This is a genomic window from Pseudomonas californiensis, from assembly GCF_021147775.1.
Classification (GTDB): Bacteria; Pseudomonadota; Gammaproteobacteria; order Pseudomonadales; family Pseudomonadaceae; genus Aquipseudomonas; species Aquipseudomonas californiensis.
This window is the reverse complement of record NZ_JAGTPK010000005.1, coordinates 1-13,835: the sequence shown is the minus strand read 5'-3', so window position 1 is coordinate 13,835 and position 13,835 is coordinate 1. Positions and strand designations below refer to the sequence as shown.

Annotated in this window: 14 protein-coding genes; 3 read left to right on the top strand and 11 right to left on the bottom strand. The window is 58.3% G+C overall.

The features are described 5' to 3' along the window. The first annotated feature begins 110 nt into the window (after positions 1 to 110). Positions 111 to 611, top strand: coding sequence for a GspH/FimT family pseudopilin (locus tag KDX37_RS06320; protein ID WP_231651827.1), 501 nt, complete (start codon positions 111 to 113; stop codon positions 609 to 611). A 5-nt stretch (positions 612 to 616) separates the two neighbouring features. Here KDX37_RS06320 and ispH read toward each other — a convergent pair whose 3' ends face one another. The 6 genes from ispH to murJ all read right to left on the bottom strand — a co-directional run bounded on the left by ispH (position 617) and on the right by murJ (position 8,064). Further along, the gene (gene ispH / locus KDX37_RS06315) at positions 617 to 1,564 is read right to left on the bottom strand and encodes a 4-hydroxy-3-methylbut-2-enyl diphosphate reductase (RefSeq protein WP_231651826.1); all 948 of its coding nucleotides are present in this window, start codon (positions 1,562 to 1,564) and stop codon (positions 617 to 619) included. Between the two features lie 73 nt (positions 1,565 to 1,637). Beyond that, positions 1,638 to 2,114, bottom strand: coding sequence for an FKBP-type peptidyl-prolyl cis-trans isomerase (locus KDX37_RS06310; RefSeq protein WP_231651825.1), 477 nt, complete (start codon positions 2,112 to 2,114; stop codon positions 1,638 to 1,640). Continuing rightward, a complete protein-coding gene (lspA, locus tag KDX37_RS06305; RefSeq protein ID WP_231651824.1) occupies positions 2,107 to 2,622 on the bottom strand; it encodes a signal peptidase II in 516 nt (171 codons plus the stop codon). The genes KDX37_RS06310 and lspA overlap by 8 nt, the downstream gene beginning before the upstream one ends. Then, on the bottom strand, positions 2,615 to 5,446 hold the full coding sequence (ileS, locus tag KDX37_RS06300; RefSeq protein WP_231651823.1) for an isoleucine--tRNA ligase: 2,832 nt from the start codon (positions 5,444 to 5,446) through the stop codon (positions 2,615 to 2,617). The genes lspA and ileS overlap by 8 nt, the downstream gene beginning before the upstream one ends. Continuing rightward, positions 5,443 to 6,393 carry a bifunctional riboflavin kinase/FAD synthetase gene (gene ribF, locus KDX37_RS06295; protein ID WP_231651822.1) on the bottom strand — a complete coding sequence of 317 codons (951 nt, stop codon included), beginning with the start codon at positions 6,391 to 6,393 and terminating at the stop codon, positions 5,443 to 5,445. Before ribF ends, ileS begins: the two co-directional genes overlap by 4 nt. A gap of 132 nt (positions 6,394 to 6,525) precedes the next feature. Continuing rightward, positions 6,526 to 8,064 (bottom strand): murein biosynthesis integral membrane protein MurJ, encoded by a 1,539-nt coding sequence (murJ, locus tag KDX37_RS06290; RefSeq protein ID WP_231651821.1) that lies wholly within the window; start codon positions 8,062 to 8,064, stop codon positions 6,526 to 6,528. Positions 8,065 to 8,315: 251 nt separating this feature from the next. Between murJ and rpsT the strand changes: the two genes are divergently transcribed. Beyond that, a complete protein-coding gene (gene rpsT, locus KDX37_RS06285) occupies positions 8,316 to 8,594 on the top strand; it encodes a 30S ribosomal protein S20 (protein WP_003344603.1) in 279 nt (92 codons plus the stop codon). Positions 8,595 to 8,725: 131 nt separating this feature from the next. Here the strand turns inward: rpsT and KDX37_RS06280 are convergent, their stop codons facing one another. From KDX37_RS06280 to rplU, 5 genes are all read right to left on the bottom strand, one after another. Then, entirely contained in the window at positions 8,726 to 9,196 is a 471-nt protein-coding gene (locus tag KDX37_RS06280) for a CreA family protein (RefSeq protein ID WP_231651820.1), read from the bottom strand. A 25-nt stretch (positions 9,197 to 9,221) separates the two neighbouring features. Beyond that, entirely contained in the window at positions 9,222 to 10,340 is a 1,119-nt protein-coding gene (gene proB, locus KDX37_RS06275; protein WP_231651998.1) for a glutamate 5-kinase, read from the bottom strand. 90 nt (positions 10,341 to 10,430) lie between these two features. Continuing rightward, positions 10,431 to 11,654 carry an Obg family GTPase CgtA gene (gene cgtA, locus KDX37_RS06270; RefSeq protein ID WP_231651819.1) on the bottom strand — a complete coding sequence of 408 codons (1,224 nt, stop codon included), beginning with the start codon at positions 11,652 to 11,654 and terminating at the stop codon, positions 10,431 to 10,433. Between the two features lie 216 nt (positions 11,655 to 11,870). Continuing rightward, positions 11,871 to 12,146, bottom strand: coding sequence for a 50S ribosomal protein L27 (rpmA, locus tag KDX37_RS06265; protein ID WP_002551972.1), 276 nt, complete (start codon positions 12,144 to 12,146; stop codon positions 11,871 to 11,873). 32 nt (positions 12,147 to 12,178) lie between these two features. Continuing rightward, positions 12,179 to 12,490 (bottom strand): 50S ribosomal protein L21, encoded by a 312-nt coding sequence (gene rplU / locus KDX37_RS06260; protein ID WP_002551971.1) that lies wholly within the window; start codon positions 12,488 to 12,490, stop codon positions 12,179 to 12,181. Positions 12,491 to 12,730: 240 nt separating this feature from the next. Here rplU and KDX37_RS06255 point away from each other — a divergent pair, with 240 nt between their 5' ends. Beyond that, entirely contained in the window at positions 12,731 to 13,699 is a 969-nt protein-coding gene (locus tag KDX37_RS06255) for a polyprenyl synthetase family protein (protein ID WP_231651818.1), read from the top strand. Positions 13,700 to 13,835 lie beyond the last annotated feature (136 nt).

The following is a 13,835-nucleotide window of genomic DNA, read 5'->3' as shown; positions in this document are numbered from 1 at the left end:
CTATAAGGCAGCAACGCCGCTGGAAAATCTACAGCGGGACGTACGGTTGTTTTGCGACGACGAACGCTCACAACGTGTTTGGAACGGCGTTTTCCAGGGAGGGAAAGCACATGAAACAGGCAGGCTTCACATTGATCGAGCTACTGATCGCGCTGGCGGTGGTTGCAATACTCGCCAACGTTGCGGCGCCCTCGTTCAACAGTTTGATCGATCACCACCGTGGGCTCGTAGCAGCTCAGGAACTGGCCAGTGGCATACGGGCAACCCGCGTGGCCGCCATCACCCGCAATGCGCTGGTCACGATTCATGCAATTGAAGGAGACTGGAGTAACGGCTGGCGCATCGTACTTGATACCGGCAGCAAGGGCGCGGACAAAAACGATACGCTCCTTGTCGAGCGTGCCAGAAGCAACCAGACGCGGATTGTCGGCAACACCAGGCTGGTTGAGCAACTGAGCTTCAATGGGCTTGGCGGCCTGGTAGACAGAACCAACGGGACGTTGCACATGTGCCTGAAAGACCAGCCGGCCAGCCGCTATCGGGTGATAGTGGCTCCTGCCGGCAGGGTCAGAATCGAGGACGCAATACGTGAGGCCAGACTGTGTCGCTGAAAGCCTCAGAGCAGTGACTTGACCCGCAGCTCTTTGGGCATCGAGAACGTGATGTTTTCCTCACGACCAGCCAGTTCATCGGCACCGGTCGCGCCCCACGCATGCAATTGCTGGATCACGCCGCGCACCAGCACTTCCGGCGCAGAGGCGCCCGCCGTGATACCGATGCGCTCGACACCGTCAAACCAGCTCTGCTGCATGTCCTCAGCACCATCAATGAGGTAGGCAGGGGTCGCCATGCGCTCGGCGAGCTCGCGCAGACGGTTGGAGTTGGAGCTGTTGGGGCTGCCCACGACCAGCACCACATCACATTCGTCGGCCAACTGCTTGACCGCGTCCTGCCGGTTTTGCGTGGCGTAACAGATATCATCCTTGCGCGGCCCACCAATCGCAGGGAACCGCTTGCGCAGTGCGTCGATGACCCTGCTGGTGTCGTCCATCGACAACGTGGTCTGAGTCACAAAAGCCAAGGCCTCGGGGTTGCGCACCTGAAGACTCGCAACATCCGCTTCATCCTCGACCAGGTAAATCGCGCCGCCGTTGGCCGCGTCGTACTGGCCCATGGTCCCTTCGACTTCCGGATGGCCCTCGTGACCGATCAGGATGCATTCGCGACCATCGCGACTGTAACGGGCGACCTCGATATGTACCTTGGTGACCAAGGGGCAGGTGGCGTCGAAGACTTTCAGGCCGCGACCGGCTGCCTCGGTGCGCACCGCCTGAGAAACGCCATGGGCGCTGAAAATGACGATGACGTCATCCGGCACCTGCTCCAGCTCTTCGACGAAGATCGCGCCACGGGAGCGCAGGTCTTCGACGACAAATTTGTTGTGAACGACTTCATGGCGCACATAAATCGGCGGACCAAACACTTCCAGCGCACGATTGACGATTTCGATCGCGCGGTCCACACCAGCGCAGAAGCCGCGGGGGTTGGCGAGTTTGATTTGCATGCTGTGCCTCATGGTTACGTGCGAAACAGCCCGGCCGAAGCCGGGCTCACTATCAGATAAAGACGTATCAGCTTCAGGACGCCAGGATCGGCTTCACTTCAAAGATTTGCACTTCAAAGCTCAGCGTCTTGCCTGCCAGCGGGTGATTGAAGTCGATGGTGACCTGCTCGTCATCGAACACTTTCACAACGCCAGGCAGCTCGGTGTTTGCCGCATCGTTGAAAATCACCAGCAACCCTTCTGACAGCTCCATACCTTCGAACTGCGAGCGTGGCATGATCTGCACGTTTTGTGGGTTGGGCTGACCAAAGGCGTTTTCCGGCAAAATCTGCACGGTCTTTCTGTCACCTGCCTTGAACCCGAAAATCGCGGCTTCGAAACCGGGCAACAGGTTGCCGTCACCGACCTTGAACGTGGCCGGGGCCTTTTCAAAGGTGCTGTCAACCGTGTCGCCGTTTTCCAGACGCAGGGCGAAATGCAAGGTGACCTGTGTGTTCTGACCGATGCGCAGCTCGTCTGAGGAGCCCTGCGTCGACAATTGATCAGTCATGTGCGGCCTCTCCGGTTTTCTTGCTCTTGAACATGTCCAGCGCCAGCATCACGGCACCCACGCTGATTGCGCTGTCGGCCACGTTGAAGGCCGGGAAATGCCAGCGGTTCTGCCAGTGCACCAGAATGAAGTCGATGACATGGCCCAGGACGATGCGGTCGTACAGATTGCCCAGCGCACCACCCAGCACCAGCGCCAGCGCAATGGCCAGCCAGGTGTCATCGCGGCCCAGACGCTTGAGCCAGACCACCAACACGCCGCTGACCACTATCGCAATCAGCGCGAACAACCAGCGCTGCCAGCCGGCACCATCGGCCAGAAAGCTGAAAGCGGCGCCCGTGTTGTAAGCCAGCATCCAACTGAAGTAATCGGGGATCACCACGATCTGTTCATACAGGCCCAGACGATTCTCGAAGTAGAACTTGCTGGCCTGATCGATGATCAGGACCAGCACGCTCACCCACAACCAGCTCAGACGGCCGAAACGGCTCTGTCCAGGGTTAGGCATAGTGACGCACCTCGCCTGCACCACTGATGTTGTCCACACAACGACCGCAGATTTCCGGATGCTCCGGGTTCACACCCACATCCTCGCGGTGATGCCAGCAACGGGCGCACTTGGCGTGGCTGGACTTGACCACTTTCAGCTTCAGGCCCGCAACCTCGGTCACTACCGCATCAGCCGGAGCCGATGCCAGCGGCGCAACACTGGCCGTTGAGGTGATCAGCACAAAACGCAGCTCGTTGCTGAGCTTCGCCAGGTCAGCCACCAGTGACTCCTCGGCATACAGGGTCACTTCAGCCTGCAGGTTGCCGCCGATGGCCTTGGCTGCCCGCAGGTTTTCCATTTCCTTGTTGACCGACGTCTTCACCGCCATGATCCGCTCCCAGTAGGCGCGGTCCATTTCGAAGTGGGCGGGCATTTCTGTCAGGCCTTCGTACCAGGTGTTGAGCATCACCGATTCGTTGCGCTCGCCCGGCAGGAACTGCCACAACTCGTCGGCGGTGAACGCCAGGATCGGCGCGATCCAGCGCACCAGCGCTTCGGAGATGTGGAACAGCGCGGTCTGGCAGGAACGACGCGCCGTGCTGTCAGCCGCCGTGGTGTACTGACGGTCCTTGATGATGTCCAGATAGAAACCACCCAACTCCTGCACGCAGAAGTTGTGAACCTTGGAGTAGACGTTCCAGAAGCGGTATTCGCCGTAGTGTTCTTGCAGCTCACGTTGCAGCAGCAAGGTGCGATCAACCGCCCAACGGTCCAGCGCGAGCATTTCATCGGCTGGCAGGATGTCGGTTGCCGGATTGAAGCCCGACAGGTTGGAAAGCAGGAAGCGTGCGGTGTTGCGAATACGACGATAGGCATCGGCGCTGCGCTGCAGGATCTGGTCAGAAACTGCCATTTCACCGGAATAGTCGGTGGCCGATACCCACAGACGCATGATGTCGGCGCCCAGCGAGTCGTTGACCTTCTGTGGCGCAACCACGTTGTTCAGCGACTTGGACATCTTGCGACCATTTTCGTCGACCACAAACCCGTGGGTCAGCAGTTCGCGATAAGGCGCGTGATTGTCGATGGCGCAGCCGGTCAGCAACGAAGAATGGAACCAGCCACGGTGCTGGTCCGAACCTTCCAGATACAGGTCGGCACGCGGGCCGCTGTCATGACCCATCGGGTGCGAACCGCGCAGTACATGCCAGTGCGTGGTGCCCGAGTCGAACCAGACGTCCAGGGTGTCGGAGATCTTGTCGTACTTGGCAGCCTCGTCACCCAGCAACTCGCTGGCGTCCAGCTTGAACCAGGCTTCGATGCCTTCCTTTTCGACGCGCTGAGCGACTTCTTCCATCAGCTCGACGGTGCGCGGGTGCAGATCACCGCTTTCCTTGTGCAGGAAAAACGGAATCGGCACGCCCCAGTTACGTTGACGCGAGATACACCAGTCAGGACGGTTGGCGATCATCGAATGCAGGCGTGCCTGGCCCCAGGCCGGAACGAACTGCGTGTCTTCGATGGCCTTGACCGCACGCTCACGCAAGGTGGCGCCGGTGTCTGGCTGCTTGTCCATGCCCACGAACCACTGCGCAGTAGCGCGGTAGATCAGCGGCGATTTGTGACGCCAGCAGTGCATGTAGCTGTGGCTGATGGTTTCGGTGTCCATCAGGTTGCCGACTTCGGCCAGCTTGTCGATGATGTTCTGGTTGGCCTTGAAGATGAACTGGCCACCAAAGAACTCGAGCGATTCGACATACACGCCGTTGCTTTGCACCGGGCTGATGATGTCGTCATTGCTCAGGCCATAGGCCTTGCTGATGTTGAAGTCGTCTACGCCATAGGCAGGCGAGCAGTGAACGACACCGGTGCCTGCCCCCAACTCCACGTAGTCAGCCAGATAGACAGGCGACAGACGGTCGTAGAACGGGTGACGGAAATTGATCAGCTCCAGCGATTGACCCACCGCAGTCGCGATAACCGTCCCTTCCAGCTTGTAGCGGGCCAGACATGATTCGACCAGTTCTTCAGCCAGCACCAGCAGTCTGTCGCCGACATCGACCAGCGCGTAGTTGAACTCCGGGTGGACGTTCAGCGCCTGGTTGGCCGGAATGGTCCACGGCGTGGTGGTCCAGATGACAATGGACGCAGGCTTGTCCAGCGAGGACAGGCCGAAAGCCGCTGCAAGTTTTGCGTCGTCGGCGATCGGGAACGCGACGTCGATGGTCGAGGACTTCTTGTCCTGATACTCGACTTCAGCTTCGGCCAGCGCCGAGCCGCAATCGAAACACCAGTTGACGGGTTTCAAGCCTTTGAAGACGAAGCCACCCTTCACCATTTCGGCCAACGCGCGGATTTCCCCGGCTTCGTTGGAGAAGTTCATGGTCAGGTACGGATTGCTCCAGTCACCCAGCACGCCCAGGCGGATGAACTCGGCCTTCTGGCCTTCGATCTGCTCGGCCGCGTAGGCACGGCACAGCTCCCGTGTGCGATCGGCGGACAGGTTCTTGCCGTGGGTCACTTCGACCTTGTGTTCGATCGGCAGACCATGGCAGTCCCAACCTGGCACATAAGGCGCGTCGAAGCCCGACAGGGTCTTGGAACGCAGAATCATGTCCTTGAGGATCTTGTTGACGGCGTGACCGATGTGAATATTGCCGTTGGCGTACGGAGGACCGTCGTGCAGGACGAACTTGGGACGATCCTTGCCAATTTCGCGCAGCTTCTGGTACAGGCCAATGCTGTCCCAGCGCTGCAGAGTTTGCGGCTCGCGCTGGGGCAGGCCGGCCTTCATCGGGAAGGCGGTGTCCGGAAGGTTTAGCGTGGCTTTATAGTCGGTCATTTCAGGCTCTTGGTTAGCGGTTGACCATGCCAATGGGCACGGGCGGCGGCGACGTCCGCATTGATCGCCGTCTTGAGCGCCTCCAGTGAGGCAAAACGCTGCTCATCACGCAGCTTGTGGTGGAAAGCCACCGTCAAACGCCGGCCATAAAGGTCGCCGGCAAAATCCAGAAGATGCACCTCCAGGTGGGCACTGCCATCACCTGCCACAGTCGGACGCACGCCTATGTTGGCGACACCCGGCCAGGCGGTGCCGTCGATGTCCGTGCTGACCAGGTAAACCCCGGTCAACGGCACACGACGACGCTTGAGTTGCACGTTGGCGGTGGGCGTACCCAGCTGACGCGCCAGTTTCTGGCCATGCAAGACCCGTCCGGTTATCTGGAACGGGCGGCCGAGCATGCGCTCGGCAAGGGTAAAATCCGCGGCAGCCAAGGCTTTACGCACCTTTGTGCTGCTGACCCGGATACCCTCTATTTCAACGGTCTGTGCCGCTTCGACTGTAAATCCGTATGTCGCTCCGGCCTGTTGCAGGAAGTCGAAGTCACCGACCCGGTCGCAGCCAAAACGGAAATCATCGCCTACTTCAAGATGCTGCACGCCAAGCCCGTCGATCAACACCTGCTCGACGAAACTGGCAGCGCTGAGTTTTCTCAGGCGCTCGTTGAAGGACAGGCACAAGACCCGGTCCACGCCTTCGGCACTCAGCAGCTCGAGCTTGTCGCGCAACCGCGCCAGACGTGCAGGAGCAGTCTGTGGCGAGAAGAACTCGCGAGGTTGCGGCTCGAAAATGACCACACAGCTGGGCACACCCAACTCGACAGCCCGTTCACGCAAACGCGCCAGAATAGCCTGGTGGCCGCGGTGAACACCGTCAAAATTGCCAATCGTGGCGACGCAGCCCCGATGCTGGGGATGCAGGTTGTGAAGACCTCTAACCAGCTGCATAACGCACTTCTTGCTCGTAAAGTGGCCGATTATAACCACACACGGCCCTGGACGACAGGCAACACGCCAAGACCTGATCAAGGCCGACGACCCGCACAGCGAGAAACCGACAGCCCACCTTTGAAATACTGCCTACAGAATGGCCTTGCGGGCAAAATCCCGGAGGCGAAACCCCAGCAGCAAAAGCATTGCAAAATAGGTCACGACACCCGCGGCGACCAGAGCGCCCAGACGCAGGAAACGCTCCAGCATCTGTCCTTCCTGCCAGGCTGGCATGAAATGCATGAGGCCCAACAGCACTGCAGACATCACCGTAACGGCAATCACCAGTTTGAATAGAAATTTCGCCCAGCCAGGCTGCGGCTGGAACAGCTGCTGTTTGCGCAATTGCCAGAACAACAGCCCGGCGTTGATGCAGGCCCCCACACTGATCGCCAAAGCCAGACCTGCATGCTGCAATGGAACAATGAACGCCAGGTTGAGCAGTTGAGTAACAATGAGGGTGAAAATCGCAATTTTCACGGGGGTGCGGATATTTTGTTGCGCATAAAACCCGGGCGCCAACACCTTGATCAGGATGATACCGAGCAGCCCGACCGAGTAAGCAACCAGCGCTCGCTGGGTCATCGCCGCATCCATCGCATCGAATTTGCCGTACTGGAACAGCGACACGGTCAGCGGCTCGGCCAGCAGCCCCAATGCCAGTGTGCACGGTAGCACCAGAACAAAACACAGGCGCAGCCCCCAGTCGAGAATCCGGGAATACTCCTGCCGGTCTTTCTGAGCGTAGGTTTTCGACAGGATCGGCAGCAGGATGGTGCCCAGCGCAACGCCCAGAACACCGGATGGAAGCTCCATCAGGCGGTCGGCATAGTACATCCACGATACGGAACCGGCGACCAGGAACGAGGCGAATATCGTGTTGATAATCAGAGAAATCTGACTGACGGACACACCCAGGATGGCAGGCAGCATCTGCTTCATCACCCGCCAGACGCCGGTGTCGCGCACATTAAGCCGCGGCAGCACCAACATGCCGATCTTTTTCAAATGGGGCAACTGGTAGAGCAATTGCAGCAGGCCACCCACCAATACCGCCCACCCCAACGCCATGACCGGCGGATCGAAGTACGGTGTCAGAAACAATGCAAAAAATATCATGCTGACGTTGAGCAGCGTCGGGACGAAAGCCGGTACCGAGAAGCGGTTCCAGGTGTTGAGGATCGCCCCGGCCAACGAAGACAGCGAGATCAGCAATATATAAGGAAAGGTCACGCGCAGCAGATCCGACGTCAGCGCAAACTTTTCAGGCGTATCGGCAAAGCCCGGCGCCGTGGCCCAGATCACCCAGGGCGCACAGGCAATACCCAGCAGCGTTACCAGCGCCAGTACCAGCGTCAGCAACCCCGTGACGTAGGCGACAAATGTTCGGGTCGCCTCCTCGCCCTGCTGGCTCTTGTATTCGGCCAGAATCGGCACGAATGCCTGAGAAAAAGCCCCCTCGGCGAAGATCCGGCGCAGCAGATTGGGCAGCTTGAAGGCGATAAAAAAGGCATCGGTTGCCATTCCGGCCCCGAAAGTACGCGCAATGATTGTGTCTCGCACAAACCCAAGAACCCGGGAAACCATTGTAATAGAGCTGACGGCGGCAAGTGACTTGAGTAAGTTCATTGAAAGAATGTGTGCCTTGTCAAAGGATGGGGCGATTAACCCTTCCATTTATGCGATACTTCGCGCCGCTAAAAAGCCCGAAGCCAAAGGCCGCGAGTTTACAGGTCACGCGCCGGAAATAAATCATCCGGAAAAATGTAGCGACCACTCAGCGGAACACCTTTACTGCCCTTGACAAGACTTCAACTCATCGGCATGATTCGCGGCCTATTTTGTTTGCTATTTCACAAAGTCTTTCGAGGAGCTCGACGGTGGCCAACACACCTTCCGCCAAAAAACGTGCAAAACAGGCTGAGAAGCGTCGCAGCCACAACGCCAGCCTGCGTTCCATGGTTCGTACCTACATCAAGAATGTAGTTAAAGCCATCGACGCAAAAGACGCTGAAAAAGCGCAAGCTGCTTATGTTCTGGCAGTGCCTGTTATCGACCGTATGGCCGATAAAGGCATCATCCACAAGAACAAGGCTGCTCGCCATAAAGGTCGTCTGAATGGTCACATCAAGGCTCTGAGCCTTGCTGCTGCAGCCTAAGCGATCCGCTTGTTAAAAAACCGACCTCAGGGTCGGTTTTTTATTGTCTGCAGTTTATTGCCTGCAACAGACAAGCCCGGATTCAACAGCCAGGCATGCGCACTCCCTGCAAATGCGCACACCCGACATGATCACGGTGCCGGCGCAGTCGCCCACGGCAGTATCGGAATCGCCGTCACGGCATTCTGAGGACTACCCTCGATGATGCGGTCACTGTAGACCAGGTACACCAGCGAATTGCGCTTCTTGTCGAAGAAACGCACCACCTGCATGGTCTTGAACACCAGCGAAGTGCGCTCTTTGAAAACCTCATCACCGTCCTTGAGGTTCTCCTTGAAGCGGATCGGCCCCACCTGACGACAGGCGATAGAAGCCTCTGCACGATCCTCAGCCAGCCCCAGACCACCCTTGACCCCACCCGTCTTGGCGCGCGACAGGTAGCACGTCACACCCTCCACCTTGGGATCATCAAAAGCCTCGACCACAATTCGATCATTGGGACCGACGATCTTGAAGACCGTCGACACCTGACCGATCTCTTCTGCCGACACCAGCACAGGCACAAACAACAGAGCAGCCAGAAAACCCTTCATGACGCGCATTCGGTGTTCCTTTTGGTGAGCTGAATCAGACAAGAATCAAATTATCCCGATGAATAAGCTCAGGCTCGGCCATGTAGCCCAGCTCTCGCACGATTGCCTCGGAGGACTGGCCGATGATCTTCTGCGCCTCGACAGCACTGTAATTGCTCAAGCCGCGCGCAATCTCACGACCATCCTGCGCCACACACACAACCATCTCGCCGCGCCGAAAACTGCCCTGCACGCGCTTTACGCCGACCGGCAGCAGGCTTTTCTGATCATTGGCGAGCGCCGCCACCGCACCGTCGTCCAGCACCAGCGTGCCACGGGTCTGCAGATGCCCTGCAAGCCACTGCTTGCGAGCTGCAAGCATGCCGCGCTCAGGTGACAACAGCGTACCCAGACGCTCGCCACCCTTGAGCCTGGCCAGCACACGCTCGATGCGCCCACCGACAATCACAGTATGCGCACCAGAACGCGCCGCCAGGCGCGCCGCGCGCAACTTGGTCTGCATGCCACCACGCCCCAGCGCACCACCGGTGCCGCCCGCGACCGCATCAAGGGCTGGATCGTCCGCGCGCGCCTCATAAATAAGCTGCGCATCCGGGTTGTTGCGCGGATCCGCGTCAAACATACCGTCGCGATCCGTCAGGATAACCAGCAGGTCCGCTTCGACCAGGTTGGCCACCAGCGCCGCGAGCGTGTCGTTGTCACCAAAACGGATCTCGTCGGTAACCACCGTGTCGTTTTCATTGATGACCGGGACCACACCCAGCTCGACCAATGTCCGAAGAGTGCTGCGGGCATTCAGGTAACGCTTGCGATCGGACAGGTCGTCATGGGTCAGCAGGATCTGGGCCGTGTGGCGGCCGTGCTCGGCAAAACTCGACTCCCATGCCTGCACCAACCCCATCTGACCAATAGCAGCGGCCGCCTGGAGCTCGTGCATGGCACTGGGTCGAGAGGTCCAGCCGAGGCGACTCATACCGGCAGCCACCGCCCCGGACGAAACCAGCACCAGCTCGACGCCCGCCTCATGCAGCGCCACCATCTGCTCGACCCACACACCCATGGCACCGCGATCCAGCCCTTTGCCATCTGCCGTCAGCAAGGCACTGCCGATCTTCACGACCCAGCGCTGGGCACCCGTCACTTTGCTGCGCATCATCTTCCAACCTTAGCCAGAGAGTTTTCAAATTCGGGATACAAAAACGCCGCTATCAATCGTAGCGGCGTTCAAGTTTACTTCAAGCGATCAGTCACGGACGTAAATGATTTCCGGACCGTCTTCGTCGTCCACATCTTCTTCATCCCAGTCATCTTCACCGATGTCATGCACGCTCTTCACGCCGCTGCGACGCAGAGCACGCTGATCGTCCAGTGCCTGCAACTGCGCACGCGCTTCGTCTTCGATGCGCTGATCCAGCTCGGCCAGCTCTTCAGCATAACCAGGCTCTTCGGCGATGCGCAGGCTACGCTCTTCGAGATAACGCATGATGTCGCGCGTGAGCTGCTCGGTGCCTTCTTTGGCAATGGCAGAGATCACGTAGACAGGACCTGTCCACTCCAGGCGATCAACGATCTCCTGCTTGCGGGCCTCGTGCTCCTCTTCCAGCAACTGGTCGCACTTGTTCAGCACCAGCCAGCGATCACGATCAGCCAGCGACGGGCTGAACTTGACCAGCTCATTGACGATGATCTCGGCCGAATCCGGAGCGCTGGTTTCATCCAGCGGCGCCATGTCGACGAGGTGCAGCAGCAGACGCGTACGCGCCAAGTGCTTGAGGAAGCGAATACCCAGGCCAGCGCCGTCGGAAGCACCTTCGATCAAGCCAGGAATATCGGCTACAACGAAGCTCTTCCAGCGATCAACACTGACCACGCCCAGGTTAGGCACCAGCGTGGTAAACGGATAGTCAGCCACTTTCGGCTTGGCAGCGGACACCGAACGAATGAAGGTACTTTTACCCGCGTTCGGCAAGCCCAGCAGACCTACATCGGCCAGCACTTTCAATTCCAGCTTGAGATCACGCTGATCACCTGGCTTGCCTGGTGTGGTCTGGCGCGGAGCACGGTTGGTACTGGACTTGAAACGGGTGTTACCCAGACCGTGCCAGCCGCCCTGGGCAACCATGATGCGCTGACCGTCTTTGGTCAGGTCACCGATGATTTCCTGAGTAGTGGCGTCGATGATAGTGGTGCCGACCGGAACACGCAGTACCAGCTCTTCACCCTTGCGACCGGTACAGTCGGTGCTGCCACCATTGGAACCGCGCTCGGCGTCAAAATGACGGGTATAGCGATAGTCGACCAGAGTGTTCAGGTTGACGTCGGCCATCATGTAGACAGAACCGCCATCACCACCATCACCGCCGTTAGGGCCGCCGTTTTCAATAAACTTTTCGCGACGGAAGCTCATGCAACCGTTGCCGCCGTCACCGGCCTTTACTCGAATGGATACTTCATCTACAAATTTCATAACGCACGCCTCCCGCCACAGGGACGAGCAGAACCACATAAATTACATAAGACTCTTGCAAAAATGAGCGTTGCGATACCGATCAGAAACCAGCGACCCCAAGGGTCAACATCACAACAGCCCGCACAAACAGTTTTGCAAGAGACTCACCTGCCTCTCTACCTCTACAAACAAAAAAGCCCCGTCGCAAGACAGGGCTTTTAAGCAACTGCGTGATTACGCTGCGGAGACTTCAGTCTTCGGAACGATGCTCACGTAGCGGCGACCGAAGGCGCCCTTGACTTGAAACTTGATCACGCCTTCCACTTTCGCGAACAGGGTGTGATCTTTACCCATGCCAACGCCGTAGCCAGCGTGGAATTGGGTACCGCGCTGACGCACGATGATGTTGCCAGGGATGATAGCCTGGCCGCCATACATCTTCACGCCAAGGCGTTTGGCTTCTGAGTCGCGCCCGTTACGGGTACTACCACCAGCTTTTTTGTGTGCCATGAGTCAATTCTCCAAATGAGGATTAGGCTGAATTAAGCCTGAATACCTGTGATTTTGATCTCGGTGTACCACTGGCGGTGGCCCATACGCTTCATGTGGTGCTTACGACGACGGAACTTGATGATGCGAACCTTATCGTGACGACCTTGCGAAACCACTTCTGCGACGACAGTAGCGCCAGCAACAACTGGAGCACCGATATTGACGTCGTCGCCATTGCCAACCAGCAGAACGCGGTCAAACGTGACGGATTCGCCAGTAGCGATTTCCAGCTTTTCAATTTTCAGGTATTCACCTGGGGCGACTTTGTACTGCTTGCCACCGGTAACAATTACTGCGTACATGGTATTTCTCCGAAAATCCTGCTCACCCAGCTCTTTATAAGAAGAGTATCGGCTGGCATGGCTGCATAGGGCTGGAACGGCCCGTTTGCAATTGCGTAAGGCAGGTGCTGCCCAGGAAAGTTAGGGTGCGCGATTGTACGCAAGCCGACGATGCCTTGCAAGTGGCTGCTCGTCATACCTTGACACGCTCTACCCCGCGACCTAGCATGCGGCGCAACCTATCCGGAGCACGTGTCGCTGATGCAACCCCAAGCCTTCTACCGCACGGTGGCGGACGACTTTAGTGCCGTTGACCTTATCATCAAAAAGCAGCTGACGTCGCGTGTACCGCTGGTTTCGAAAATCGGCGACTACATCACCTCTGCCGGCGGCAAACGTCTGCGCCCGCTGCTAGTGTTGCTGTGCGGCAAGGCGCTTGGCCGTGAAGGGGAAGACCTGCGCCTGCTGGCGGCCACGATCGAGTTCCTGCACACCGCCACCCTGCTGCATGACGACGTTGTCGACATGTCCGGCATGCGGCGTGGACGTTCGACTGCCAATGCCCTCTGGGGTAACGCACCAAGCGTGCTGGTCGGTGACTTCCTTTATTCGCGCTCGTTCGAAATGATGGTTGAGCTGGGCTCGATGCCGGTGATGAAGATCCTGGCCAAGGCGACCCGCGTCATCGCTGAAGGTGAAGTGCTGCAGCTTTCCAAGATCCGCGACGCCAGCACCACTGAAGAAACCTACATGGAAGTGATTCGCGGCAAGACAGCCATGCTGTTCGAAGCCTCGACTCACAGTGCCGCAGCCCTGTGTGAAGCCTCAGAAGAACAGAGCGAAGCACTGCGCACCTTCGGTGACCACCTGGGCGTCGCCTTTCAGTTGGTGGATGACCTGCTGGACTATCGTGGCGATGCAGAAACCTTGGGCAAGAACGTCGGCGATGACCTCGCCGAAGGCAAGCCAACGTTGCCGTTGATCTACACCATGCGCGAAGGCAGCCCTGAACAGGCCGCGCTTGTGCGTCAAGCTATTCAGAAAGGCGGCCTGGAAGATCTGGAAAGCATTCGTACTGCCGTAGAAGACGCTGGAGCCCTTGAGTACACCGCTCAATTGGCACGCGATTATGTGGCACGTGCCATTGCCTGCCTGGACGCTTTGCCGCCAAGCGAATACCGCGACGCACTGGTTGAACTGAGCGAGTTTGCGGTAGCCCGCACGCACTGATCGATCGAACGCCGCGAAAAAGCCCGTCCTTGCGACGTAATGCTGTTCACTTAAGCGGAGCAGCCTTACGGTCCACTGGGTACCGGGTTTTAGAAATCTTCACCGTCCTTGGCCTTCCCGGCCTTGGGCGGTAATC

What these genes read in the sequence shown, in the direction of transcription:
- cgtA (WP_231651819.1), bottom strand. Translation starts at nt 11,654, where the DNA reads ATGAAATTTGTAGATGAAGTATCCATTCGAGTAAAGGCCGGTGACGGC.
- KDX37_RS06320 (WP_231651827.1), top strand. Translation starts at nt 111, where the DNA reads ATGAAACAGGCAGGCTTCACATTGATCGAGCTACTGATCGCGCTGGCG.
- murJ (WP_231651821.1), bottom strand. Translation starts at nt 8,064, where the DNA reads ATGAACTTACTCAAGTCACTTGCCGCCGTCAGCTCTATTACAATGGTT.
- ispH (WP_231651826.1), bottom strand. Translation starts at nt 1,564, where the DNA reads ATGCAAATCAAACTCGCCAACCCCCGCGGCTTCTGCGCTGGTGTGGAC.
- rpmA (WP_002551972.1), bottom strand. Translation starts at nt 12,146, where the DNA reads ATGGCACACAAAAAAGCTGGTGGTAGTACCCGTAACGGGCGCGACTCA.
- rplU (WP_002551971.1), bottom strand. Translation starts at nt 12,490, where the DNA reads ATGTACGCAGTAATTGTTACCGGTGGCAAGCAGTACAAAGTCGCCCCA.
- proB (WP_231651998.1), bottom strand. Translation starts at nt 10,340, where the DNA reads ATGCGCAGCAAAGTGACGGGTGCCCAGCGCTGGGTCGTGAAGATCGGC.
- lspA (WP_231651824.1), bottom strand. Translation starts at nt 2,622, where the DNA reads ATGCCTAACCCTGGACAGAGCCGTTTCGGCCGTCTGAGCTGGTTGTGG.
- ribF (WP_231651822.1), bottom strand. Translation starts at nt 6,393, where the DNA reads ATGCAGCTGGTTAGAGGTCTTCACAACCTGCATCCCCAGCATCGGGGC.
- ileS (WP_231651823.1), bottom strand. Translation starts at nt 5,446, where the DNA reads ATGACCGACTATAAAGCCACGCTAAACCTTCCGGACACCGCCTTCCCG.
- KDX37_RS06255 (WP_231651818.1), top strand. Translation starts at nt 12,731, where the DNA reads ATGCAACCCCAAGCCTTCTACCGCACGGTGGCGGACGACTTTAGTGCC.
- KDX37_RS06310 (WP_231651825.1), bottom strand. Translation starts at nt 2,114, where the DNA reads ATGACTGATCAATTGTCGACGCAGGGCTCCTCAGACGAGCTGCGCATC.
- KDX37_RS06280 (WP_231651820.1), bottom strand. Translation starts at nt 9,196, where the DNA reads ATGCGCGTCATGAAGGGTTTTCTGGCTGCTCTGTTGTTTGTGCCTGTG.